This window comes from Corynebacterium sp. NPDC060344 (assembly GCF_042725215.1).
GTDB lineage: Bacteria > Actinomycetota > Actinomycetes > Mycobacteriales > Mycobacteriaceae > Corynebacterium.
This window is the reverse complement of record NZ_JBHXCS010000006.1, coordinates 26199-49656: the sequence shown is the minus strand read 5'-3', so window position 1 is coordinate 49656 and position 23458 is coordinate 26199. Positions and strand designations below refer to the sequence as shown.

The window sequence follows — 23458 nt, the reverse complement described above, 5'->3', positions numbered from 1 at the left end:
CGCCGGGCTTACGGCACGCGGCGGCCCAGGAACACCGACGCCGCGGCGGAGACGACCAGCAGCGCGAAGCCGGCGACCATCCACGGCCGCGGATTCTCCGACCGGCGCAGTTCGTAGCCGATGTCGTCGGTGAGCTCGCCGTAGACGTCGCGCAATTCGTCGAGGCTCGAGGCCGAGTGGAACCCGCCCTCGGTGCGGCGGGCGATCTCCATGAGCGACTCGTCGTCGATGGGCACCGGCAGCACCTGGCCGTCGACGGAGATCGACCCCTCGAGGGTGCCGAAGGAGATCGTGTGGATCGGCAGCCCGATCTCGGCCGCCTCGTCGGCGGCGGTGTACGCGCCGCGCGGGTCGTCGAGTTCGGAGGGGATGGTCTGTTTTCCGTCGGACAGCAGCACGATCGCGGCCGGCGGCGGCCCCTCGGGTCCCTGGATCTGCTCGCCGAACTGGAGGATCGCCGATTGTGCCGCGGCGATGGCGTCGCCGGTGGCCGTGGCGCTGTCCAGCGTCGCGCCGTCGAGGGCGCGCGCGACGGTGTCGTGGTCGGTCGTCGGCATCACGGGCGTCTGCGCGCGGCCGGCGAAGGTGACCAGGCCGACGTTGAGGTCGTCGGGCAGCGACTCGATGAACTCGCGGCCGGCCTGCTTCGCCGTGGTCAAGCGGTCAGGCTGGACATCGGTCGCGGACATCGACAGCGAAACGTCGACCACGAGCATGATCGTCGCCCGATTGCGCGCCACCTTCGTCTCCGCCATCGGGCCGGCCAGCGCGATCGCCAGCACCGCCAGCGCCGCCAGCAGCGCCGCGATGGGCAGGTGCCGCAGCCACGGTCGCCCGGGGCCGGACACGTCGGCCACGACGGTGAAGTTGCCGAACGCGATCGACCGCTTGCGCTTTCGCTTGTCGACGACCACGTGGGCCGCCATCGCCGCAATCGGGACCAGGAGCGCGAGAAGCCACCACGGGTGGGCGAAGGCGCCGGTCATCGGGCACCGATCCGTCCCGGCGCCATCTGGCGCGCGAAGTCGAGCACCCAGTCGCGGTCGGTGCGCAGCTCCACGATCCGCGCCCGCGCCGAGCGCAGCGCCGCAGTGACCTGCGCCGAATGCGCGCGGGCGGAGTCGGCGTAGCGCTCGCGGGTTGCGTCGTCGATGTCGAGCTCGAGGATCTCCCCCGTCGCCGGATCGGACAGCCGCACCGGGCCGTCACCGGGCAGGGCCTCGTCGGCGGGGTCGATGAGGCGGATGGCCAGCACGTCGGTGCGCGTGCCCACCACCCGCAGCGCATCGGCCCAATCGACCGGGCCGAGGAAGTCGGAGATGACGGTGACCAGCCCGGCCCGCGGCGCCCGCGACGGCAGGGTGCCCAGGTCGGTGGCCAATCCGGAACCGCCGACGTGGCGGGCCGCATGGGAGATCAGGCGCATCGCATGGGCGCGCCCCTGCCCCGGCGGGATGAACGAGCCGTCGGCCACCAGCCCCGTCCGGTCGCCCGGATTGTCGGCCAGCAGGGCCACCGCCGCCGTGGCGGCCGTGAGCAGATGGCGTTTGGTGGTGGGGCCGGATCCCGTCGTCAAGCGGGGCGACGACTCCGCCACGATCCACGATTCCAGCTCCCGCTCGGCCTCGGGATCGCGCACGTGGGCGACGCCGGTGCGCGCGGTGACGGACCAATCCATGAGGCGGACGTCATCGCCGACGACGTACTCGCGGGCGGAGTCGGGGTCGGTGCCCGGGCCCGTGGCCGCCGAGGCGAAGGCGCCGCGCAGCAGGCCGTCGAGGCGCCGGGTGACGGTGAGTTCCAGATGCCGCAGCACCCGGCCCAGATCGCGGTCGACGGAGGAGGCTCCCTCGGCGGCCCCGCCCGCGCCCCCGGTCACGTCCGGGGCGCTCATGCCCCGGCGCCCACCTCGGGCAGGCGCACGCGCGCCAGCACCCGGTCGATGATTGCCTCCGGGGTCACCTCGTCGGCGAGCCCCTCGTAGGACAGGACGAGGCGGTGGCGCAGGACGTCGGGAAGCACCTCCACCACGTCGGCGGGGGTGACGAAGTCGCGGCCCTTGAGCAGCGCCGTCGCCCGCGCCGCGGTGACCGCGCCCAGCGTCGCGCGCGGTGAGGCTCCGTAGGCCAGCCAGCGGCCGACGTCGTCGAGGTTGGCGCGCGCGGGATTGCGGGTCAGCTCGATGACCGCGACCACGTAGTCGATGAGGGAATGGTGGACGAAGACCTCGCGGGTCTTCTTCTGCAGCGCCCGCACCGTCGCGGTGTCCAGGATGGGCCGGGCGCTCGGCGGCGTCGAGCCCATGCGGTAGACGATCTCGCGCTCCTCCGACGGCGTCGGATAGTCGACGATGACCTTGAACAGGAAGCGGTCGCGCTGCGCCTCCGGCAGCGGGTAGACGCCCTGATTCTCGATGGGGTTCTGCGTGGCCAGCACCAGGAACGGCTCCGGCACCGGGCGCGAGACGCCGGCGATGGAGACCTGGTGCTCGGCCATGACCTCCAGCAGCGCCGACTGCACCTTCGCCGGCGCGCGGTTGATCTCGTCGGCCAGCACGATGTTGGCCATGACTGGCCCGTGCTCGGTGATGAACTCGCCGGTGTCCTGGCGGAACACCCGCGTGCCCACGATGTCGGAGGGCACGAGGTCGGGCGTGAACTGGATGCGGGAGAAGCTGCCGCCGATGACCTTGGCGAACGTGGACACCGCCAGCGTCTTGGCCACGCCCGGCACGCCCTCGAGCAGCACGTGGCCGCCGGAGAGCATGGCCACGACCAGCTGGCGGCACAGGTGCTCCTGGCCGACGACGACCTGGCTCATTTCGGCGAGGACCCTGCTCAGGTCAGGGGCGTCGGTGGCCGGGGTGTCGTTCACGCTGTCGTCTCCTGTGGCTCGTGTGCGGTCCTCCCCGGAAGATTAGACGAGGCGAACGACGTTGGGGGTCATGCCGTTGTAGCGCACGGCGGTGACGCGGACGGTCGAGCCGGACTGCGGGGCCTCCACCATCTGGCCGTTGCCCAGGTAGATGGCCACGTGGCCGTGGCCGTTGGGGCCGTAGAAGATCAGGTCGCCGCGCTGCATCTCCGACGCCGGGTGGTGGGTGCCGCGCTGGTACTGGTAGCCGGTGTAGTGCGGCAGGGTGATGCCGATGCCGGCGTAGGCGTAGAGGGTCAGGCCGGAGCAGTCGAAGCCGACCTTGTTGTAGTCGCCGTGGGCGTCTGCGACTCCGCCGTCGCGGATGCCCTTGGTCGGGCCGCTGGCGTCGCCGCCGCCCCACGCGTAGGGGGTGCCCACCTGCGCCATCGCGCGCGAGATGACCGTCTCGATCTTCGCGGCGCGGTCTCCGGCCGACGGCGTCGCCGACTCCGGGTTGGCGGGGGTGGCGGTCTGCACGGTCGTCGCGTTGGTCCCGGTGCCGTCGGAGGTTCCGTCGGTGCCGGTGGTTCCGCCATTGCTTTCCGACGTCCCGGCGTCCCCGCCCGAGGTGCCGCCCACCGTCGAGTCGTTGGCCGAGTCCGTCGTCGAGTCGGTGGAGTCGGTGGTGGTGTCCGTGGTCGAGTCGGTGGTCGAGTCTTCCGTGGAATCCTGAGACGGAGCGGTCGTCGTGGTGGGCGCGGTGGACGGACGCGTCGTCGGTGCGGTGGTCTGGCGGCCGGACTCGCCCGGGCGGGCGGTGACGGTCGGCTCGTCGCCGGTAGCGTCGTCGGTGGCCTGGTCGGTGGCCTGGTCGGTGGAGGCATCGTCGGCGGTGGCGCCGCCGTTGTCGATCACGCCGGATCGCGCGTCATCGGCGGCCTCGGTGACCACGTCGTTTTCGCTGCGGCCGTCGCTGGAACCGCCCGAGCGGCCGTAGGCGTCGAGTGCCGTGCGGGCGGCGTCGAGGGCGGCGCGGGCCGCGTCGCGCTCGATGACGGCGGCCGCGTGAGCGAGCCGCTCATCGGCGAGCAGGCGCTCGGCTTCCTTGAACACTCGCTCGGCCTCGCCGTGGAGGCGCTCGGCCTCCGTGGCCGCCGTCTCCGCGGCCTCGCGGGCCTTGCGCAGCGTCGACTCGGCATTGGCCGCTTCGGTGCGGGCGCGGTCGAGGCCCTCGACCACGGCGCCCTGCTTGTCCGCGGCCCGGCGCAGGGTCGACGAACGGTCGAGCAGCTCGGCGGAATCGCGGGCGCCGCCCAGCGCGGACGGCAGCGAGTATCCCTGGCGCATCGCCGCGCGGGCCATCTCGTCGAAGGTGCCCTGGGCGCCGAGCAGCTCGTCGCGGGTGTCGCCGAAGGTCCGCTTGGCCTCGTCGACGGCGCCGCGGGCGCGCTCCGCCTTGCCGCGGGCCTCGCCGAGATCGACGTAGGCGCGGTTGGCGTTTTCGCGCAGGCCGCCCATGTTCAGCTCGAGCTCGCCGACGCGGCGCTCGCTTTCGGTGACCTCCGCGACCAGCGCCTGCAGCGTGGCGTCCGCGGACGATTCGGCATGCGAACCCGTGCCCGACGGCTGCGCCGACGCCGCGGGGGCGTGCGAGACCATCAGCCCGACGATCATGGCTCCGGCAATGGGGCGGGCCCACCCGAGGCGGGTCCGGGACGTCCGGCGTTCTGCCACCTTCGACTCCTTGCTCAGCGAAATGGGCCGGGTGCGGAGATTCGACGGGCAACTTCCCCATTGCCCGAATCGGTCGACGGCCGAAGCCGGCGCCACACCCGGCGGTGCGCGCCCCGGAAGGCAACACGTACATCCCGGGTAACAATTGGCACGCTACGACACAGCGACCCCCGAGAACACATGAGTCACAGGTGAAACGCGCGCCGCAAAATCCGTGACCGATTCGTTACGTGCGGTACGCAGCCGTTTCCACAATGTGTTCGAATAGTGTGATGTTCGTCACAAAATACCCTTAAGGGCGCGTGTCGGCTCGCTGAGACGTCGAAAAGCAAGTAACCAGGCTTGCCTTGCGTCAAGGCGCTCGGCTTGACTCTGGAAAAACGCCGGGCATGGGTATATCGCATTAACTATCCGTTAAGGCGTTTACCGATCCGTTACGGGGAGCCGTCGGGCGCTACCGGGCGCTGTCGGGCGCTACCGGGCGCTACTGGGCGCCGCTTCGATGCGAGCGGATCCACCAGTAGGCCATCAGTGCCGCGAAGACGATCGCGATGGCGGCGCCGGCCATGAGGCTGTAGTCGACCCACGGGACGGTGTAGGACCCGGCGGTCTCGATGAAGGCGTCGAAACCCTCCGGGTACTTCCGGGGCTCCTCCATCATCTCGTGGCCGGCCAGCTCCAACGCGGCCCGCGGGATCTGGTCGGAGGAAGACGCGACGGAGAAGGGGGCGCGGACGATGACGGTGCCGCCATCCTCGGCGACGAGCTCGTTGGCGAAATTGCGCAGATCCGTGAAGCCCTGCGGGTCGCGGTCGACGACGACGATCTTGAGGTCCTCCACTCCCCGCCCGGCCGCGGAGTCGACCACCGGGCGCAGCACGGCCTCCAGGTCCGGGTTCGCGGTGGCGATCGGATCGGCGCGCAGGGACTCGGCGACGGTGCCGGCGTCGAGGTTCTCCAGATACATCGTGTTGGCGTCGCTCATCGTCTCGTGGCTTCCTCCCGGTCGTGTGGTGCCCCCTCGGGCCCCACCATCATGCCGTCACGTGGGGGTGAATTCGGGTAAGGCGCTCCGGCGCGCCGTGTCCGGGTGGGTGCAACAGAACGCCCGTACTGTTATTCTTGGGGGAGGTCGAGCCGGACCGCGGTGCACCGCATGATCCACATGCGCGAAAGGTGCCCCTCGCGACGCGTTCGCGCCAAGTGCCACCAGGGCCCACTCGTGTGCAGGGCCCGCGGCGCGCACCACCCGAGCATAGATTTGGAGCAGACTGTGACTGAAAGCAAGAACTCCTTCAACGCCAAGGCCACCCTCGAGGTCGGAAGCAAGTCCTACGACTACTTCCGCCTCGACGCCGTGCCCGGCATGGAGAAGCTTCCGTACGCCCTCAAGGTTCTCGGCGAGAACCTGCTGCGCAACGAGGACGGCGCGAACATCACCGAGGACCACATCAACGCGGTCGCGAACTGGGATGCGTCGGCCGAGCCGTCCATCGAGATCCAGTTCACCCCGGCCCGCGTGATCATGCAGGACTTCACCGGCGTCGCCTGCGTCGTCGACCTGGCCACCATGCGCGAGGCCGTGAAGACCCTCGGAGGCGACCCGGACAAGGTCAACCCGCTCAACCCGGCCGAGATGGTCATCGACCACTCCGTCATCATCGAGGCCTTCGGCAACGAAGAGGCCCTCGAGAAGAACGTCGAGATCGAGTACCAGCGCAACGACGAGCGTTACCGCTTCCTCCGCTGGGGCACCGGCGCGTTCTCCAACTTCCGCGTCGTCCCCCCGGGCACCGGCATCGTCCACCAGGTCAACATCGAGTACCTGGCCCGCACCGTCTTCGACAACGAGGGCGTCGCCTACCCGGACACCTGCGTCGGCACCGACTCGCACACCACCATGCAGAACGGCCTGGGCATCCTGGGCTGGGGCGTCGGCGGCATCGAGGCCGAGGCCGCCATGCTGGGCCAGCCGATCTCCATGCTGATCCCGCGCGTCGTCGGCTTCAAGCTGACCGGCGACACCCCCACCGGCGTCACCGCGACCGACGTCGTGCTGACCATCACGGACATGCTGCGCCAGCACGGCGTCGTCGGCAAGTTCGTCGAGTTCTACGGCGCCGGCGTCTCCAAGCTGCCGCTGGCCAACCGCGCCACCATCGGCAACATGTCCCCGGAGTTCGGCTCCACGGCGGCCATCTTCCCGATCGACGGCGAGACCACCAAGTACCTGCGCCTGACCGGCCGCTCCCAGGAGTCGGTCGACCTGGTCGAGGCCTACGCCAAGGCCCAGGGCATGTGGCTGGACGAGAACACCCCCGAGGCCGAGTACTCCGAGTACCTCGAGCTGGACCTGTCGACGGTCGTCCCGTCGATCGCCGGCCCGAAGCGCCCGCAGGACCGCATCGAGCTGTCCTCCGCCAAGGAGCAGTTCCGCAAGGACCTGCACAACTACACCAACGGTTCCGGCGACGGCGAGGTCCAGGACTACGTGTCCGAGGGCGGCAACGCCGGCAAGGGCGGCGCCGAGATGTCCTTCTCCGACGACGCCGGGGTCGCCAACCTCGCGCTGGGTGCGGCGGGCCGTCCGTCCAGCCCGATCAAGACCACCTACAACGGCAAGGACATGGTCCTCGATCACGGCATGGTCTCCATCGCCTCGATCACGTCGTGCACCAACACCTCGAACCCGTCCGTCATGGTCGGCGCCGCCCTGCTGGCGCGCAACGCCGCGGACAAGGGCCTGAAGTCGGCGCCGTGGGTCAAGACCTCCATGGCCCCGGGCTCGCAGGTCGTCACCGGCTACTACGAGAAGGCGGGTCTCTGGCCGGCCCTGGAGGCCATGGGCTTCTACCTCGTCGGCTACGGCTGCACCACCTGCATCGGCAACTCCGGCCCGCTGCCGGAGGAGATCTCGGCCGCGATCAACGAGGCCGACCTCGCCGCCACCGCGGTGCTTTCGGGCAACCGCAACTTCGAGGGCCGCATCAACCCGGACGTCAAGATGAACTACCTGGCGTCCCCGATCCTGGTCATCGCGTACGCGATCGCCGGCACCATGGACTTCGACTTCGAGACCGAGTCCCTGGGCAAGGATCAGGACGGCAACGACGTCTTCCTGAAGGACATCTGGCCGGCCACCGAGGAGATCGAGTCGGTCATCGAGGAGTGCATCACCTCCGAGCTGTACGACGAGGATTACGCCGACGTCTTCGCGGGCGACGAGCGCTGGCAGAACCTGCCGACCCCCGAGGGCAAGACCTTCGCGTGGGACGACAAGTCCTCCTACATCCGCAAGGCGCCGTACTTCGACGAGATGGAGATGGAGCCGCAGCCGGTGTCCGACGTCAAGGGCGCCCGCGTCCTGGCGGCGCTGGGCGACTCGGTCACCACCGACCACATCTCCCCCGCGTCCTCCATCAAGCCGGGCACCCCGGCGGCGCAGTACCTCGACTCCATGGGCGTCGAGCGCAAGGACTACAACTCGCTGGGCGCCCGCCGAGGCAACCACGAGGTCATGGTCCGCGGCACGTTCGCCAACATCCGCCTGCAGAACCAGCTTCTCGACGGCGTGACCGGCGGCTACACCCGCGACTTCACCCAGGAGGGTGCGCCGCAGTCGTTCATCTACGACGCCGCCCAGAACTACAAGGCCGCCGGCACGCCGCTGGTGGTCATGGGCGGCAAGGAGTACGGCACCGGTTCCTCGCGCGACTGGGCCGCCAAGGGCACCCTGCTGCTGGGCGTCAAGGCCGTCATCGCCGAGTCCTTCGAGCGCATCCACCGCTCGAACCTCATCGGCATGGGCGTCATCCCGCTGCAGTTCCCGGAGGGCGAGTCCTGGAAGTCGATGGGCCTCGACGGCACCGAGACCTTCGACATCACGGGCATCGAGGAGCTCAACGAGGGCACCACGCCGAAGACGGTCAAGGTCGTCGCCACCAAGGACGGCGGCGAGACCATCGAGTTCGACGCGGTCGTCCGCATCGACACGCCCGGTGAGGCCGAGTACTACCGCCACGGCGGCATCCTGCAGTACGTGCTCCGCAACATGATCAACGGCTAGTCGTCTCCCCTCCTCGCGGAGGGGGCGACCCGCCTTTGATCGGGCATCGGGGCCGGGCCGGACGGTGTTCCGCCGTCCGCGCCCGGCCCCCGGTGTTTGGTCGGAGAGGATTGCAGGTGGCCCCATATGCCGAGAGTCAGTGACAAGGCCCGTGCGTCCCGGCGGAGTGAAATCCTCGAGGGTGCGCGCGGTTGTTTCGCGAAGTTCGGTTATGACGGGGCGACCGTTTCCCGGTTGGAGGAGGCCACGGGCAAGTCCCGTGGCGCGATCTTCCATCATTTCGGTTCCAAGGAAGGCCTCTTCCTCGCTTTGGCGGAGGAGGATGCCGACCGGATGGCCGAGGTGACCGCCAGTTCGGGTTTGGTCGAGGTGATGCGCGACGTCGTCGCCCATCCCGACCAGCACGAGTGGTTGGGCACCCGGTTGGAGATCGTCGGGCGCCTTCGCACCGATGCCGAGTTCCGGCGTCAGTGGCTGGCCCATCAGGAGCATCTCGACGGTGCGCTGCAGTCGCGGTTGCGCGACAGCGCGAAGTCGGGGTCGCTGCGAGACGATTATTCCCCCGAGGCCCTGCGGTTGCTGTTGGAGCTCATGCTCGACGGCATCATCACGCGGGTGGCCACGGGCCGGTCGACCGAAGGCATGGACGAGGTCCTTGATCTGATCGAGGAGTCCGTCCGCCGGCCGCGGTAGCCCCGGCGTAGGGCGCTTCGCCTTGAGGTACGCATGGCAGCCCGTCCCCGCATTGTGCGGGGGCGGGCTGTTTTGCTTTGCGACGGCCATGTGACACCGCCCCGCCGGCGCGGGCACCCGATTAACCTCCGCAAACTAATCTGAACTAAGCTGTCTAGTCATGAACGGGCGAGAGAACGAGGGGCGCTTCCTCCTGGTGGCGCTGCGCGACGGCGATGACGTGGCCGTCGCCGAGTACGAGGACTTCCTGCGGGGCACGCGCCTGCCCGCCGACCGGCTGGTCCACCATCCGCTCACCTCGACGTCCGACGTGCTGCCCGACCTGTCGGGGTTCGACGGCGTCTTCGTCGGCGGCAGCCCCTTCAACGTCACCGATCTGGTGCATTCGGAGCTGCAGAAGCACGTCCACGATCAGCTCTACGAGCTGCTGGTCTCCCCCATCCCCACCCTCATGCTGTGCTACGGCAACAGCTTCGCGGCGTTCGCCGGCGGTGGCCGGGTCGACCGGTCCCATCCCGAGCGCGTCGGCGTCAGCCAGGTCACTCTGACGGAAGAGGCCGCAGAGGATCCGATCGTCGGCAAGCTGGCGACGTCCTTCACGGGCCTGACCGGTCACAAGGAATCCGTGGCGGAACTGCCGCCCGGAGCCGTGCTGCTGGCGACGGGGCCCACGTGCCCCGTGCAGGCCTACCGCGCGAACGGGTCGACGTGGGTGACGCAGTTCCATCCGGAGATGGACGCCGAAGGCATCATCCGCCGCATGGGCTTCTACATGGACGCCGGCTACTTCAAGCCGGAGGAGGTCGAGGAAATCTCCGGCATCGTCCGGGCCACCGACCTGGGCCCGGCCGAGCAGATCCTGCATGAATTCATCGATTACTGCCGGGCGCGGTCGGCCCGATAATCTGGGCCCATGTCCGATACCGCCGCCGCGAAGCCGTTTCTGCTGCTGTCGACGCGCGCGGAGGATGCCGCCGCGCACGCCGAGCAGCTGTCCTTCGCCCGCGCGGCGGGGCTCGCGCCAGCGATGCTCCACCAGCTGCGGCTCGAGCGCGAGCGGCCCCGGAACCTGGATCTGTCCCGCTATGGCGGCGTGATCGTCGGCGGCGGCCCGTTCAACGCCTCCGACGAGTCCAAGCCGGCGGTGCAGCTCGAGGTCGAGGCCTGGTTCGACGACCTCCTGACCGAGGTTCTGGACACGGGCTTCCCCTTCTTCGGTGCCTGCTACGGCATCGGCCTGCTGGGCACGGTCGGGCGCGGGCGGGTGTCGCGCAAGCACGGCGAGGAGGCCGCCGTCGTGGAGATTTCACTGACCGACGACGGCGCCGCCGATCCGGTGCTCGACGGGCTGTCGGGCAGCTTCCACGCGATGGTCGGCCACAAGGAGGCCATCGAGGAGCTGCCGGCCGGGGCCGTGCTGCTGGCCACCGGCGCGTCGTGCCCCGTGCAGATGTTCCGACTGGGCCCCAACGCCTACGCCACGCAGTTCCATCCCGAGCTCGACGCCGACGCCTTCGAGCAGCGCCTGCGCATCTACGCCGACCACGGCTACTACCAGCCCGGCGGCAATGATCGCGCCGTCGCCGACGCCCGCCGCTTCGACGTCGCCCGGTCCGCCCGGGTGCTGCACAACTTCGCGCGCCTGCACTCGGGGCATGGTGGTAACCCGGGCCATGGTGGACACTCGGGGCACCGCGGGTAAGCGTCAGACGTTGCGGCGCAGGTCCCCGAGCAGCGGCAGGATCCGGTGCGGGATGCGCCGGCGTAGCACTATCTCCGAGCGCATCCGCTCCACGCCGTCGATGGCGATGATCGCCGAGAAGATCTCCTCCAGGTGCGCGTGATCGCGGGCGGCGAGCCGGCAGGCCAGATCCTCCGTGCCCGCCACCGAATCCGCCCGGAGGATGAACGGGATCTCCGCGATGCGGGCGACGACGCTGTCGAGGTCGGCCTGCCGCAGCGTCAGGTGCACGTCGGCATTGAGGGGATAACCCAGCGTCGCCGGGTCGAGTGCCGGCGCGAAGTCGGGGATGGCGCCGGATTCGATGAGCTTGTCCAGCCTCGACTGCGCCGTCCCCCGGGCCACGCCAAGCCTGCGGGCGTACTCGCGCACGCCCGCCCTCGGTTCCTCGACGACGAGCCGCAGCAGGTCGACGTCCAGCTTGTCCAGGGGCTTGCGGGCGGGCATGGGAGGTCCTTTCGTCGTCAAGCCCTTATGTCCGCATATCCGGTGTTTCGCGGAAATAGTGGGCCAAGTGCCCGGGTGAGGGCGGGAAACGGTGCGCCGGGTGCCCACCTGGTACCGATTTCGCTGGGCACCCGTGACTATGCCGCACATCACACCCTAGCGTGACGGGCACCACAAACCCAGTGGTGTTCCTCCCCGTCGCCGGACGAGGCGGCGGGCACGACGACGACCCCGCGCCACCGACGCGGGCGAAGGACGACAGGTGAACCGCCATGACCACGATGCTGCCTCCCCCGTTGCACCCCGACATCACGCGGCCGGACCCCGGCAAGCGCCCCGGCGCGCGCGACATCGTCGCCGAGCGCCTCACCGCCGACAAGGGCACCGTGCACCTCACCGGCATTCAGGCCCTGGTCCGCACCGTGCGCGATCGCGCGCTGGCCGACCGGGCCCGTGGGCTGACCACGGCGTCGTTCATTTCCGGCTACGAGGGCTCTCCACTGGGCGGCTACGACCTCGAGCTCGCCCGCCGCAAGGACCTGCTCGATCCGCTCTACGTCGTGCACCTGCCCGCCGTCAACGAGGAACTCGGCGCCACCTCGGTGTCCGGCTCGCAGCTGGCGGCCGGCGCCGGCACCCTGCGCTCGGGCATCGATGGCGTGGTCGGCTACTGGTACGGCAAGGCGCCGGGGCTCGACCGCTCCGTCGACGCCCTGCGCCACGCGAATCTGGCGGGCACCTCGCCGACCGGCGGCGCGGTGGCCATCGTCGGCGACGATCCCTTCGCCAAGTCCTCCACCGTCCCCTCGTCCTCCGAGCGCCTGCTCGCGGACATGGGCATGCCGGTGCTCGTGCCCGCGGATTCCGCCGAAGTGGTCAAGCTCGGCATCCACGCCGCCTGGATGTCCCGAGAGTCCGGGCTGTGGACGGCGCTGCGCGTCACCGCCGCCGTCGCCGACGGGTCCTCCACGGTCACCCTCGACGGGCCGCCGGTCGCCCCCGCCCCGCCCGCCGACGGCCACTCGCCCTCGGCCCGCACGCTCGGCGCGACCCTCCACGAGCTCGAGGCCTCGCGCATCGGCGTCCGCCTCGACCGCGCCCGCGCCTACGCCCGCGACCGCGGCCTCAACCGCGTGCTCCACGAGGGCGACCGCGACCGCCTCGGCATCGTCTGCGCCGGCGCCCCGGCCCTGGCCGTCGAGGAGGCCCTGCGCGACCTCGGCTCCCCCGACGGCGTGCGCGTGCTGCGCCTGGGCATGACGTGGCCGCTCGACCCCGAGCAGATCGCCGACTTCGCCGCCGGCCTGGAGGCGATCGTCGTCGTCGAGGACAAGGGAACCTTCCTGCTCGAGTCCGTCCAGTCGGCGCTGTACGCATCCGACCACCGTCCCGGCCTCGAGCCCGCGCGCGACGCCGCCGCGGCGCTGCCCCCGATCCTGCGCCGCCTCGGGATCGCGCACGACGCGCCGGTTGCCGCGCCGATCCGTCGCAAAGCACTGCCCCTGTCCGTGCCGGCCCGCACCCCGCACTTCTGCTCCGGCTGCCCGCACAACGCGTCGACGCGCGTGACCGGCGACAGCCTGGTCGGCGCGGGCATCGGCTGCCACGCGATGGTGCTGCTCATGGACGACGCCCGCGTCGGCGACGTCACCGGCACCACGCAGATGGGCGGCGAGGGCGCGCACTGGATCGGCATGAGCCCCTTCGTCCGCGAGCGCCACCTGGTGCAGAACCTCGGCGACGGCACGTTTTTCCACTCCGGTTCGCTGGCGGTGCGCGCGCTCGTGGCCTCCGGCGTCGACGTGACGCTGAAGCTGCTGCACAATGGCACCGTCGCCATGACCGGCGGCCAGGATCCGGTGGGCCAGATGCCGCTGTCGGGGATCCTGGACCTGCTGCGGGCCGAGGGCGTCGGCCGCATCGTCGTGACCACCGACGACGTCGCCCGCACCCGCGCGGAGCTCGGCGGCGCCCTGCGCACCCGCATCGGCGCCCGTGCCGTGGAGATCCGCGACCGCGCCGACCTCGCCGACGTCCAGCGCGAGCTCGCCGCCGAATCGGGCGTGACGGTCCTGGTCCACGACCAGTCCTGCGCCACGGAGCTGCGCCGCGCCCGCAAGCGCGGGAAGGCGCCGACGCCGACGAAGCGCATCGTCATCAACGAGCGCATCTGCGAGGGCTGCGGCGACTGCGGCGAGAAGTCCGGCTGCCTGTCCGTCCAGCCCGTGGACACCGAGTTCGGGCGCAAGACCCGCATCGACCAGACCACCTGCAACCTCGACTACTCCTGCATCCAGGGCGATTGCCCGGCGTTCACCGAGGTCACCGTCGACCCGGATGCGCGCGGCCGCGACGGCTCGGCGGATGCGGGTCCCTGGGTGGGGTTGCTTGACGACGCCGACCTCCCCGATCCCCCGCCCGCCCACATCGGCGGCGGCCGCAGCTGGAACGTGCGCGTCACCGGCGTCGGCGGCACGGGCGTGGTCATGCTGGCCGCCGTCATCGCCGCCGCGGCGCGCGAGGATGGCCGCCACGTCCGCGGCGTGGACATGACCGGGCTGGCGCAGAAGGGCGGCGCCGTCGTCTCCGACGTGCGCATCTCCGACGGCGCTCTGGAACAGTCGGGCCTCGTGCCCGCCGGCGCCGCCGATCTGCTGCTGGCCTGCGACGGGCTGACAACCGCCGACCCGGCGAACTTGTCCGTCATCGGTGCGGCGCGTACCACCGCCGTGGTGTCGTCGACGTCGACGCCCACCGGCGTGATGTGCACCGATGTGCGCGCGCAGCGCCCCGACGGGGTGGCCCTGTCCGGCGCGATCGGCCGCTCCGCCGCCCGTGCCGTCACCGCCGACGCCGCCGCGGTGGCCCGCGGCCTCTTCGGCGATGCGACCGTGCAGACGACCCTCCTGCTCGGCGCCGCGGTGCAGGCCGGCGCGTTGCCCATCTCGCCTGCCGCGGTGGAAAACGCCCTGCGCTCCAACGGCATCGCCGTCGACGCGAACATCCAGGCATTCCGCCGCGGCCGTCAGCTCGTCGCCGCCCCGGAGGCGATCGCCGCGGCGCTGGGCACGCGGCCCGGCGCCGGCAAGGAGGCCGGCTCCACCACCGCCCCCGCGTGGGCCAAGCACCTGGTCGACGATGCGCTGGGCCAGGCCACCGAGGGCGGCCTGCCCGTCGGGCTGCCCGCCGACCTGCGCGAATCCATCGCACTGCGCGCCGCGGAACTCAAGGCATGGGGCGGCGTCTCCGATGCCCGCGACTACGTCGACGACCTGTCCGCCATCGCCCGCGCCGAGCGCTCGGTCGCCCCGCGCAGCACGTCGCTGCTGCGGGCGGCGGCGTTCGGGTTGCACAAGCTCACCGCCTACAAGGACGAGTACGAGGTCGCCCGCCTCGCCCTGGACACCGGATTCCTCGACGACGTCGCCGGCGAGTACGGCGACGGCGCCGACGTGAAGCTCCTGCTGCACCCGCCCTTCCTGCGGGCGCTGGGCTGGGACCGCAAGATCCGGATGGGCGCCGCCGCCCGGCCCGCGCTGCGCGCCCTGACCCGGGCGAAGGGCCTGCGCGGCACCGCCTTCGACCCCTTCGGGCGCACCGCCGCCCGCCGCTTCGAGCGCGATCTCCGCGACGCCTACCGCGCCCGACTGCTCGGGCTGGCGGCCGACATGGAGGGTGAGGCCGACGACGTCGTCAAGCACCAGCTGCTTGCCGACGCCACCACCCTCGCCGAGCTCGCCGATTCCGTGCGGGGCTACGAGGACATCAAGGAACGGTCCGCGGCTCCCCTCGTGGAGGCGCTGGGAATGTCGCCGGCGCGGCGTTGATTCCTAAGATGGGGCCATGACCGTACGGAGGCCAGCGCTGCGGCGGCCCGATGACACCATCGAAGCGGGCATGCTCAAGGCGGCCACGCTGGCCATGGCCTGCGCGTGGCCGCTGTGGCTGTTCGAGCGCATCGCCCTGAGCTATCCCGGCTCGCTGTGGCTGGAGCACTGGTTCCCCACCGTGACGGCGCTGATGTTCGCCGTGTCCAACCTGCTGATGTTCCTGGCGTGGATGACCGGCCGCAGCACCACGATGATCCTGGCCAACCGCATCGCCGGGTTCTCCGTGCCCATGGCCATGGTGCTCGTGGTCATCGCGCTGGCACAGGGCGACGCCGGGCCCCGATCGGCGATCTGGTTCACCGGTTTCGTCGGCGTGCCCGCCGTCGCGTTCGCGCTGACCGTGCCGCTGCGGCTGGGCCTGCCCTGGTTCGTGTTCACCGTCGGCGGGGTCACGCTGGCCAACGCGATGCTGCAGGGGCGGACCCAATGGGATGAGCTGACCGGCGAGATCGGGTTTTCGCTGATCAACACCTTCGCGTTCGTCGTCTTCGCCGCCGCCGCCATGCGCGTGTCGCGCGTGACGGATTCGGTGGAGGAACGGGCTCGGCGCGACCACGCCCGGGCGGCGACGCTGCGCGCCAGGGAGAAGGAGATGACGCGCTTCACGGCGCTCGTCCACGACCACGTGCTGTCGGAGCTGGCCGCGATCTCCGGCGGCCTGAAGCCGACGGGCACCGTGGACCTGCGCTTCGGGTCCGGGCTCGCCGCGGCCAGCGGGGTCGGCGCCGACCGGCTCATCGAGATGATCGCCGAATGCGTCCACCGGGAATCGCCCGACTGCGACGTCATCGTCGAGCGCAGGTGCGGCAGCGAGAGCACGGAGTACCCGGAGCCGATGGTGTCCAACCTCATGCTGTCGCTGGCCGAGACCGCCCGGAATTCCGCCAAGCACGCCGGTGCCGGCGCCCGCCGGCGCTGCGCGATCGACGTGGACGATGCCTCGGTCCGCGTGGTCTATTCCGACGACGGTGAGGGGTTCCGGCTGAGCGACGTCGACGACACGCGCGCCGGCCTGCGCATTTCGGTGCTGGGCCGGATGGCGTCGGTGGAGGGCGGTTCGGCCGACGTCAGCTCCATGCCCGGGCGCGGCACCGAGGTGACGTTGTCGTGGGCCGGCGAGGACCGCGCCGATGTCCAGCCCCCGCTGCCGGAGGGCGCCAACGATGAGCCGCTGACGTCGATCCTCGGCATGAACATCGTCTACTCCTGGCAGTTCGGCCTGATGATCGTCCTGGTCGTGGCCCTGATCAACTTCGCCGGCGGGCACTTCTTCGGGTGGGCGGAGTTAGCCTACCTGGCGTTGATCATCGTCGCCGTCCTGCTGCTCATGCCCGGCGACGGTCCGACTCTGTCGCGGGTGCGCACCGCCGGATTGGTCGCGGTCGCCGCGCTGCTGGCCGCCATCGGGCAGTGGCAGCACGTCATCGCGTTCGTCGGGGAATGGGAGCGGCTGATCTTCCTCAACATGATCGCCCTGCTCGCCTCGCTGGTCGCCATCCGGGGTCGCCCGGGCGGCGCGCTGCTCATGGTGCTGTCGGCGGCGACCATCGCGGAGGTGCTCACCAGGGTCCCCGGAGCGCCGGCCCCCGACATCGATGCCGTCACCGTGCTCAGCTTCTCCATCCTCGTCGCCGCCGCCGCGCTGGTGAATTGGGGCGTCGCGTTCTTCTTCCGGCGCTTGCCCAAGGCGCGGACCGAGCAGATGGCCGCGGCCGCCGACGCCGCGACGGCCGTCGAGCAGAAGGAGCGCCGCCGCGACAATCTCTCGTGGCTCGAGCGCGAGATCCGGCCGGTCATCGACGCCGCGCGGGTCGTGCATCCGGCGACCGACCGGCTGCGCCTGCGGGCCCGGCTGACGGAGCTGCGGTTGCGCGACGTCCTGCGCTCCCCGCTTCTCGACGTCCCGGCGCTGCGCACGGCGATCTGGGATGCCCGGTCGAGGGGCGTCGAGGTGAGGCTTCTCGACGACCGCACGGGATGGTCGAGGGATGCCGGCGACGACGAGGAGGCGGTGAGCGACGACGTCCACGCCCCGAGCGCCGTCGACGCGAACCTCGGCGCGATGATCTCTGCCCTGGACCATGCGGTCGACGGCGATGCGGTGACCATCCGCCTGTCGCCGCCGCACCGCGCGGTGTTCGCCACGATCTCCGACGAGTCGGGCGTCGCCCGGCTCGCCGCCGACGGGGGTCGGCTGTGACTGGGTCGATCCACCCCCGGTGACGTATCTCACCTCACGGTCGTGGTCACCCGTCGGGGGCGGCGATGTGGTGTTGCGGGCACCCCCGGGGTAATCCTGGATACATGGATACGGTCACCCGGCGAATCGCGGCCATCGACGATCACGAGCTGTCGTTGCGGGGGCTGGCCGCCATCGTCGGCGGCGCCGAGGACATCGAGCTCGTCGGCGTGTATTCCACCGTCGCCCAGTTGCTCGAATCGCTGGCCGGCGCAGACCGACTCGACCTCGTCGTCCTCGACCTGCGGCTGGGCGATGATTCGCAGCCCGAGGACAACGTCCACGCGCTGGCCGCCGTCACCGACAACGTGATCATCCTGTCGTCGCTGGAGAGCCCGTATCTGGTGCGGCGTGCGCTGCGGGCCGGCGTGCTCGGGATGGTGCAGAAGTCCGAGTCCCCCGAGACCATCCTCGACGCGATCCGCCAGGCGTCCCTCGGCCAGGGCGTCCCCACCACGGAGTGGGCCGCGGTCATCGACTCCGACCCGCACATCGATTCGGTGGATTTGTCCGATCGCCAGCGTGAGGTGCTGGAGCTCTACGCCTCCGGCGAACCGGCCAATCGGGTGGCGCGGCTGACGGGCCTCGCGCAGGACACGGTCAACGACTATCTGGGACGCATCCGGCTGAAGTACGCGGCGGTCGGCCGTCCCGCGCCGACGAAGACCGATCTGTTCCGGCGAGCGCAGGAAGACGGGTTCCTGCCCGGGCCCACCGATCCGGAGTAGCTCGTACGGGTGCACCAGAATTGGTGTCTCGTAAACATCCCCGCATACGGCGTTCAATGAGGGTGCATCTCCCCCTTCGTGCCCCAGGAGCGCCCAGCCATGACGACCGTCCTCGACACCCCCGGTGCCGACTTCCACACGGCTTCCCTGTTGACCACCCGCGAGGCCCAGGTCCTCGACGCCTGGCTCAACGCACCCAGCAAGGCGGAGGCGGCGAAGTCGCTGATGCTCACGGAGAACACGGTGCGCACCCACATCCGCCGCATCCGGGCGAAGTACACCAACCTGGGCTACGACGTGTCCACGAAGAACCAGCTGCTCGAGCGCGTCATCGTCGACGGGCTGCTGTAGCCCCCGCTACGCCAGCTCGACGATCTCCATGTATTCGTCGTTCCACAGGTCCTCGGTGCCGTCGGGAAGCACGATCACCCGCTCCGGCTCGAGGGCTTCAACGGCTCCGGGGTCGTGGGTGACCAGGACGACGGCGCCGGTGTAGGTGCGCAGCGCGTCCAGCACCTGCTCTCGGGACTGCGGGTCGAGGTTGTTGGTCGGTTCGTCGAGAAGCAGCACGTTGGCACGGGAGGACACCAGGGCCGCCAGCGCCAGGCGCGTCTTCTCGCCGCCCGACAGCGTGCCGGCGGGCTGGTCGAGCTGCTCGCCGGAGAACATGAAGGCGCCGAGCAGGCCGCGCAGCTCCTGCTCGTCGACGTCGGGGCACGCGTCGACGGTGTTCTGCCACACGGACTTGTCCGGGTCGATGGTGTCGTGCTCCTGGGCGAAGTAGCCGACCTTGAGGCCGTGGCCCGAGACGATGCCGCCCTCGCCGTCCGTGCGCTCGACGCCGGCCAGCAGCTTGAGCAGCGTCGTCTTGCCCGCGCCGTTGAAGCCGAGCACCACCACGCGCGAGCCCTTGTCGATGGCCAGATCGACGCCCGCGAACACCTCCAGCGAGCCGTACATCTTGGTGAGCCCCTGCGCGTTCATGGGCGTCTTGCCGCAGGCCGCGGGCTCCGGGAAGGAAATGTGGGCGACCTTGTCGGCGACGCGGACCTCGTCGAGGTCCCCCATCATCCGCTCGGCGCGGGCGACCATCTGCTTGGCGGCGCGGGCCTTGGTGGCCTTCGCGCCGAGCTTGTCGGCCTGCTTCTTCAGCTGCGAGGCCTTCTTCTCCGCGTTGGCGCGCTCCCGGCGGCGGCGGGCCTCGTCGGTGGCGCGGGCGTCGAGGTACTTCGACCAGCCCATGTTGTAGACGTCCGCCTCGGCGCGCACGGCGTCGAGGAACCAGACCTTGTTGCACACGTCGCCGAGCAACTCGACGTCGTGGCTGATCATCACCAGGCCGCCCTCGTGCTTGGACAGGAACCCGCGCAGCCACGTGATGGAGTCGGCGTCGAGGTGGTTGGTCGGTTCGTCGAGAAGCAGTGTCGTCGCGGACTTGCCGGCGCCGGCCGATGCCGCGAACAGGATCTGCGCGAGCTCGACGCGGCGTCGCTGGCCGCCCGACAGGGTCTTAAGCTGCTGGTCGAGCACCCGCTCCTCCAGGCCCAGCGCGTCGCAGATGCGGGCGGCCTCGGCGTCGGCCTCGTAGCCGCCGAGGTCGTGGTAGCGCTCCTCCAGCCGCGAGTACTTGCGAATCGCCGCGTCGCGCTTCGCGTCCGACTCGGAGGTCTCCATGATCTCCTGCTGCCGCTCCATGTTGCGGCGGATGGAGTCCAGGCCGCGGGCCGAGAGCACGCGGTCGCGGGCCGACTGCTCGATGTTGCCCTCGCGGCTGTCCTGCGGCAGGTAGCCGATGTCGCCGGAACGGATGACCTTGCCGCCGTAGGGCTCGCCCTCGCCGGCGAGGATGCGCATGGTGGTGGTCTTGCCGGCGCCGTTGCGGCCGACGAGGCCGATGCGGTCGCCGGGCTGGACGCGCAGCATCTCGCCCGGGGCATCCAGAAGGGTGCGGGCTCCGACGCGGACTTCGAGGTCATGGGTGACGATCACGTCGCGCCACCCTACCAGCCGCTATGCCCCTTCCCGGCATCAGCCGCGGGGGCCGCCGGGCCGGTCCTCCCGCCGCCTTTCGGGCGCGATACGCTGGGCCCATGAGTTCGCGCATCCGTGCCGTCGTCATGGGCCTCGGCCCCGCCGGCCGCATCGCCGCCCACCGCGCCGCCGCCCGGGGATGGGACGTCATGGCCCTCGATCCGGCGGGCGGGTCCATGCCGTCGACGGTGGGCGCGTGGGCGCATCAGCTCCCCGGCTGGCTGCCTGCGGACGCCGTCGCGTCGCGCTTCCGGCCGACGGTGATCACCTCGGAGGGCCGGCGGCGGGTGCTTGACGACGCTTACGTGGTCTTCGACACGGCGCGCCTGTCGGACCTCGGCGGTTTCAGGGTGCTGCGGGAGCCGGGTCTCGGCGGCGGCCGGGTGACGTTCATGGCGTGGAGCGACGCCCCGGAGGAAAAGGTCAGTCCGGTGGCCCGGGTGAAGGAAGCGCTCGGCCGTCTCCGGGAATTGGTCACCACGGATCCGGGTCAAGGGCCCTCGGTGTCCATTCACCACGAACACTACGATTCGCCGGAGGAAGAGATTCCCGACGACTTCGTCGACCCCAACGGCCCCGGCGGTGAATTCGAGGAGTGGACGAGCCCGGACATCCTCGTCGACGCGGTCGGGGCTGGCCCCGATGCGGCAGTCCTTGAGGCCCGGCAGCTCGCCTGCGGCCACGTGTTCCGCGAGGCCGACCTCCCGGACCCGGTACGCGTACCCGTGCTCATGGACTTCACCGTGCCCGAAGCATATGTGGACGGGGACTTCCCTGCCACCTTTTCCTACCGCGTACCGCTCGGCGACGGCACCTGGTTGATCGAGGAAACGATTCTCGCCGCCCGCGCCTCCTCGGACGCCGACGACCCCAGACGAGCCGACCTGCACGCGCACCTGCGGCGGATGCAGGCACATCGATTGTCCGGGCTCGGCGTCGACCCTGCCTCCGCGATCTCCGGCGAGGTCGTCGACTTTCCGATGGGACCGTGGCGAGTGCCCGACAATCGGCCACTCACCCCCTTGAACGAAGCACTCGAAATGGTGCCCATCCCGGGCCGCCCCACCAGTTGCCTCGACCTGAGCTTCCTCGCCCGTCCCTTTGGAGGGGGCGGCACCCCGGGCTACGGGCACTTCGGGGCCTGCGGCGGGTGGATGCACCCGGCGACCGGATACTCCGTCGGCTCCGTGCTTTCCGACGTCGACCGCTTCCTCGACCGCCTCGAAGCCCGCACCGACGCCTCTCCGCCCGGCGGCCGGCCGTTGGCGTGGCTGCGCAGGCGCGGCCTCCACGTGCTCCTGGGCTTCGACTCCGGCCAGACACGGGAGTTCTTCGACTCGTTCCTGTCGCTGCCCGAAGCCGCCATCCGCGAGTACCTCACCGGCACGTCCACCCCGAGGACCCTCGCGGTCATGGTGGCGCTGGCGATTCCGCTGGGACGCCGCAACCCGAAGACGCTGGCGCGCCTCCTCTCCGTTTTCGCCGATGGAAAGGCCGTGGACCTATGATCGGGGAATGACCGCATCCCTCGACGCGAAGGGCCCCCTGGGCCACTCGGGGCAGCTGCAACGCACGCTGCGGGCCCGACACCTGAACATGATCGCCATCGGCGGCGCAATCGGCACCGGCCTTTTCGTCGCCTCCGGCGCCACCATCTCCGAAGCCGGGCCCGGCGGCGCACTCGTCGCCTATGCGCTGATCGGCTTCATGGTGTGGCTGGTCATGCAATCCCTCGGCGAAATGGCCGCCTACCTGCCCGTGGCCGGATCCTTCCAGGAATACGGCACCCGATACGTCTCCCCCAGCTTCGGCTTCGCACTCGGGTGGAACTACTGGTTCAACTGGGCCATCACCGTTGCGGCGGAACTCGTCGCCGCGGCACTGGTCATGCGCTACTGGTTCCCGGACGTACCGGCGATCGTCTGGTCCGCCGGCTTCCTGCTGCTGCTGTTCCTGCTCAACGCGCTGTCCGCGCGGGCCTTCGGCGAAGGCGAATTCTGGTTCGCCGCCATCAAGGTGATCACCGTCGTCGTGTTCCTGATCATCGGCGTGGCCATGATCTTCGGCATCATGGGCGGCACGTCCCCCGGCGTGCAGAACTGGACCAACGGCGACGCGCCCTTCGTCGGCGGCGGCATGGGCATCCTCGCGGTGTTCATCGTCGCCGGGTATTCCTTCCAGGGCACCGAGCTCGTCGGCGTCGCCGCGGGCGAGGCCGAGAACCCCGAGAAGACCATCCCCAAGGCGATCCGCACCATCTTCTGGCGCATCCTGCTGTTCTACATCGGCGCGATCGCCGTCATCGGTTTCCTCATCCCCTACACCGACCCTAACCTGCTCAACGCGGCCGAGGACAACATCGCCGTGTCGCCGTTCACCCTCGTCTTCGACCGTGCGGGCATCGCCGTCGCGGCGGGCCTGATGAACGCCGTCATCCTCACCTCGGTTCTGTCGGCGGGCAACTCGGGCCTCTACGCGTCGACCCGCATGCTGTACTCGCTGGCGCGCATGGGCCAGGCGCCGCGGTTCTTCGGCAAGCTGTCCAACCACGACGTGCCCATGCGGGCGCTGGTGGCCACGGCGTCGATCGGCATGTTCGGCTTCCTCACCTCCATCGTCGGCGACGGCGCGGCGTACACCTTCCTGCTGACGCTGTCGGCGCTGGCCGGATTCCTCACGTGGATCGGCATCTCGTACAGCCACTATCACTTCCGCAAGGCGCTCAAGGCGCAGGGCGTCCCGCTGTCGGCGCTGCCGTACCGGGCCCCGTTCTTCCCCGCCGGCGCGGTCATCGCCTTGCTGATGTGCTTCGGCGTCGTCCTCGGCCAGGCCTACGGGCCGATCAAGACCGGCGAGGACATGTTCGCCATCCTGTCGCCCTACCTGGGCATCCCCGTGTTCCTGGCGCTGTGGTTCATCCACAAGCGCGTCACCGGGTCGCGGGCCGTCAAGCCCGAAGAGGCCGATCTGTCGCGCGAGTAGTGGCGCGACCAGCGCACGGAAAGGGGCGGCCGCGGAGTTCCGAGAACTCCC

Annotated in this window: 17 protein-coding genes; 10 read left to right on the top strand and 7 right to left on the bottom strand. The window is 70.5% G+C overall.

Going from position 1 to position 23458, the window contains the following annotated elements; all coding sequences use genetic code 11:
* Window positions 1-8 precede the first annotated feature (8 nt).
* From ACFWGD_RS08560 to ACFWGD_RS08540, 5 genes are all read right to left on the bottom strand, one after another.
* Window positions 9-986 carry a VWA domain-containing protein gene (locus tag ACFWGD_RS08560; protein WP_377778232.1) on the bottom strand — a complete coding sequence of 326 codons (978 nt, stop codon included), beginning with the start codon at window positions 984-986 and terminating at the stop codon, window positions 9-11.
* Entirely contained in the window at window positions 983-1894 is a 912-nt protein-coding gene (locus ACFWGD_RS08555; RefSeq protein ID WP_377778231.1) for a DUF58 domain-containing protein, read from the bottom strand. Before ACFWGD_RS08555 ends, ACFWGD_RS08560 begins: the two co-directional genes overlap by 4 nt.
* The gene (locus tag ACFWGD_RS08550) at window positions 1891-2874 is read right to left on the bottom strand and encodes an AAA family ATPase (protein ID WP_377778230.1); all 984 of its coding nucleotides are present in this window, start codon (window positions 2872-2874) and stop codon (window positions 1891-1893) included. The genes ACFWGD_RS08555 and ACFWGD_RS08550 overlap by 4 nt, the downstream gene beginning before the upstream one ends.
* A 42-nt stretch (window positions 2875-2916) precedes the next feature.
* Window positions 2917-4590 carry an NlpC/P60 family protein gene (locus ACFWGD_RS08545; RefSeq protein ID WP_377778229.1) on the bottom strand — a complete coding sequence of 558 codons (1674 nt, stop codon included), beginning with the start codon at window positions 4588-4590 and terminating at the stop codon, window positions 2917-2919.
* Window positions 4591-5074: 484 nt separating this feature from the next.
* Window positions 5075-5575: a DUF6676 family protein gene (locus ACFWGD_RS08540; RefSeq protein WP_377778228.1), complete on the bottom strand. Its 501-nt coding sequence runs from the start codon at window positions 5573-5575 to the stop codon at window positions 5075-5077.
* A gap of 288 nt (window positions 5576-5863) precedes the next feature.
* Between ACFWGD_RS08540 and acnA the strand changes: the two genes are divergently transcribed.
* From acnA to ACFWGD_RS08520, 4 genes are all read left to right on the top strand, one after another.
* Window positions 5864-8656: an aconitate hydratase AcnA gene (gene acnA / locus ACFWGD_RS08535; RefSeq protein WP_377778227.1), complete on the top strand. Its 2793-nt coding sequence runs from the start codon at window positions 5864-5866 to the stop codon at window positions 8654-8656.
* A gap of 126 nt (window positions 8657-8782) precedes the next feature.
* The gene (locus ACFWGD_RS08530) at window positions 8783-9349 is read left to right on the top strand and encodes a TetR/AcrR family transcriptional regulator (protein WP_377778226.1); all 567 of its coding nucleotides are present in this window, start codon (window positions 8783-8785) and stop codon (window positions 9347-9349) included.
* Window positions 9350-9509: 160 nt separating this feature from the next.
* Window positions 9510-10253, top strand: a complete 744-nt coding sequence (locus tag ACFWGD_RS08525; RefSeq protein WP_377778225.1) for a glutamine amidotransferase — start codon at window positions 9510-9512, stop codon at window positions 10251-10253.
* Between the two features lie 9 nt (window positions 10254-10262).
* Window positions 10263-11051: a glutamine amidotransferase gene (locus ACFWGD_RS08520; RefSeq protein WP_377778224.1), complete on the top strand. Its 789-nt coding sequence runs from the start codon at window positions 10263-10265 to the stop codon at window positions 11049-11051.
* A gap of 3 nt (window positions 11052-11054) precedes the next feature.
* Here the strand turns inward: ACFWGD_RS08520 and ACFWGD_RS08515 are convergent, their stop codons facing one another.
* On the bottom strand, window positions 11055-11537 hold the full coding sequence (locus ACFWGD_RS08515; protein ID WP_377778223.1) for an Lrp/AsnC family transcriptional regulator: 483 nt from the start codon (window positions 11535-11537) through the stop codon (window positions 11055-11057).
* A gap of 272 nt (window positions 11538-11809) precedes the next feature.
* On the opposite strand from ACFWGD_RS08515, the gene ACFWGD_RS08510 reads away from it, so the two are divergent.
* From ACFWGD_RS08510 to ACFWGD_RS08495, 4 genes are all read left to right on the top strand, one after another.
* On the top strand, window positions 11810-15364 hold the full coding sequence (locus ACFWGD_RS08510) for an indolepyruvate ferredoxin oxidoreductase family protein (RefSeq protein WP_377778221.1): 3555 nt from the start codon (window positions 11810-11812) through the stop codon (window positions 15362-15364).
* A gap of 16 nt (window positions 15365-15380) precedes the next feature.
* Window positions 15381-17627 (top strand): hypothetical protein, encoded by a 2247-nt coding sequence (locus ACFWGD_RS08505; protein ID WP_377778220.1) that lies wholly within the window; start codon window positions 15381-15383, stop codon window positions 17625-17627.
* A gap of 104 nt (window positions 17628-17731) precedes the next feature.
* Window positions 17732-18394, top strand: coding sequence for a response regulator (locus tag ACFWGD_RS08500; RefSeq protein ID WP_377778218.1), 663 nt, complete (start codon window positions 17732-17734; stop codon window positions 18392-18394).
* 99 nt (window positions 18395-18493) lie between these two features.
* Window positions 18494-18745, top strand: coding sequence for a helix-turn-helix transcriptional regulator (locus tag ACFWGD_RS08495; protein WP_377778216.1), 252 nt, complete (start codon window positions 18494-18496; stop codon window positions 18743-18745).
* Window positions 18746-18751: 6 nt separating this feature from the next.
* On the opposite strand, the gene ACFWGD_RS08490 is transcribed toward ACFWGD_RS08495, so the two are convergent.
* Complete coding sequence (locus tag ACFWGD_RS08490) at window positions 18752-20383, bottom strand: ABC-F family ATP-binding cassette domain-containing protein (RefSeq protein ID WP_377778215.1); 1632 nt, start codon at window positions 20381-20383, stop codon at window positions 18752-18754.
* Window positions 20384-20484: 101 nt separating this feature from the next.
* Between ACFWGD_RS08490 and ACFWGD_RS08485 the strand changes: the two genes are divergently transcribed.
* Both ACFWGD_RS08485 and ACFWGD_RS08480 read left to right on the top strand, forming a co-directional pair.
* Entirely contained in the window at window positions 20485-21933 is a 1449-nt protein-coding gene (locus tag ACFWGD_RS08485; RefSeq protein WP_377778213.1) for a lycopene cyclase family protein, read from the top strand.
* 7 nt (window positions 21934-21940) lie between these two features.
* Window positions 21941-23407 carry an amino acid permease gene (locus tag ACFWGD_RS08480; protein WP_377778212.1) on the top strand — a complete coding sequence of 489 codons (1467 nt, stop codon included), beginning with the start codon at window positions 21941-21943 and terminating at the stop codon, window positions 23405-23407.
* The last annotated feature ends 51 nt before the right edge of the window (window positions 23408-23458 follow it).

What these genes read in the sequence shown, in the direction of transcription:
- ACFWGD_RS08505 (WP_377778220.1), top strand. Translation starts at nt 15,381, where the DNA reads ATGACCGTACGGAGGCCAGCGCTGCGGCGGCCCGATGACACCATCGAA.
- ACFWGD_RS08525 (WP_377778225.1), top strand. Translation starts at nt 9,510, where the DNA reads ATGAACGGGCGAGAGAACGAGGGGCGCTTCCTCCTGGTGGCGCTGCGC.
- ACFWGD_RS08520 (WP_377778224.1), top strand. Translation starts at nt 10,263, where the DNA reads ATGTCCGATACCGCCGCCGCGAAGCCGTTTCTGCTGCTGTCGACGCGC.
- ACFWGD_RS08555 (WP_377778231.1), bottom strand. Translation starts at nt 1,894, where the DNA reads ATGAGCGCCCCGGACGTGACCGGGGGCGCGGGCGGGGCCGCCGAGGGA.
- ACFWGD_RS08560 (WP_377778232.1), bottom strand. Translation starts at nt 986, where the DNA reads ATGACCGGCGCCTTCGCCCACCCGTGGTGGCTTCTCGCGCTCCTGGTC.
- ACFWGD_RS08515 (WP_377778223.1), bottom strand. Translation starts at nt 11,537, where the DNA reads ATGCCCGCCCGCAAGCCCCTGGACAAGCTGGACGTCGACCTGCTGCGG.
- ACFWGD_RS08510 (WP_377778221.1), top strand. Translation starts at nt 11,810, where the DNA reads ATGACCACGATGCTGCCTCCCCCGTTGCACCCCGACATCACGCGGCCG.
- ACFWGD_RS08495 (WP_377778216.1), top strand. Translation starts at nt 18,494, where the DNA reads ATGACGACCGTCCTCGACACCCCCGGTGCCGACTTCCACACGGCTTCC.
- ACFWGD_RS08485 (WP_377778213.1), top strand. Translation starts at nt 20,485, where the DNA reads ATGAGTTCGCGCATCCGTGCCGTCGTCATGGGCCTCGGCCCCGCCGGC.
- ACFWGD_RS08480 (WP_377778212.1), top strand. Translation starts at nt 21,941, where the DNA reads ATGACCGCATCCCTCGACGCGAAGGGCCCCCTGGGCCACTCGGGGCAG.
- ACFWGD_RS08500 (WP_377778218.1), top strand. Translation starts at nt 17,732, where the DNA reads ATGGATACGGTCACCCGGCGAATCGCGGCCATCGACGATCACGAGCTG.
- ACFWGD_RS08530 (WP_377778226.1), top strand. Translation starts at nt 8,783, where the DNA reads ATGCCGAGAGTCAGTGACAAGGCCCGTGCGTCCCGGCGGAGTGAAATC.
- ACFWGD_RS08540 (WP_377778228.1), bottom strand. Translation starts at nt 5,575, where the DNA reads ATGAGCGACGCCAACACGATGTATCTGGAGAACCTCGACGCCGGCACC.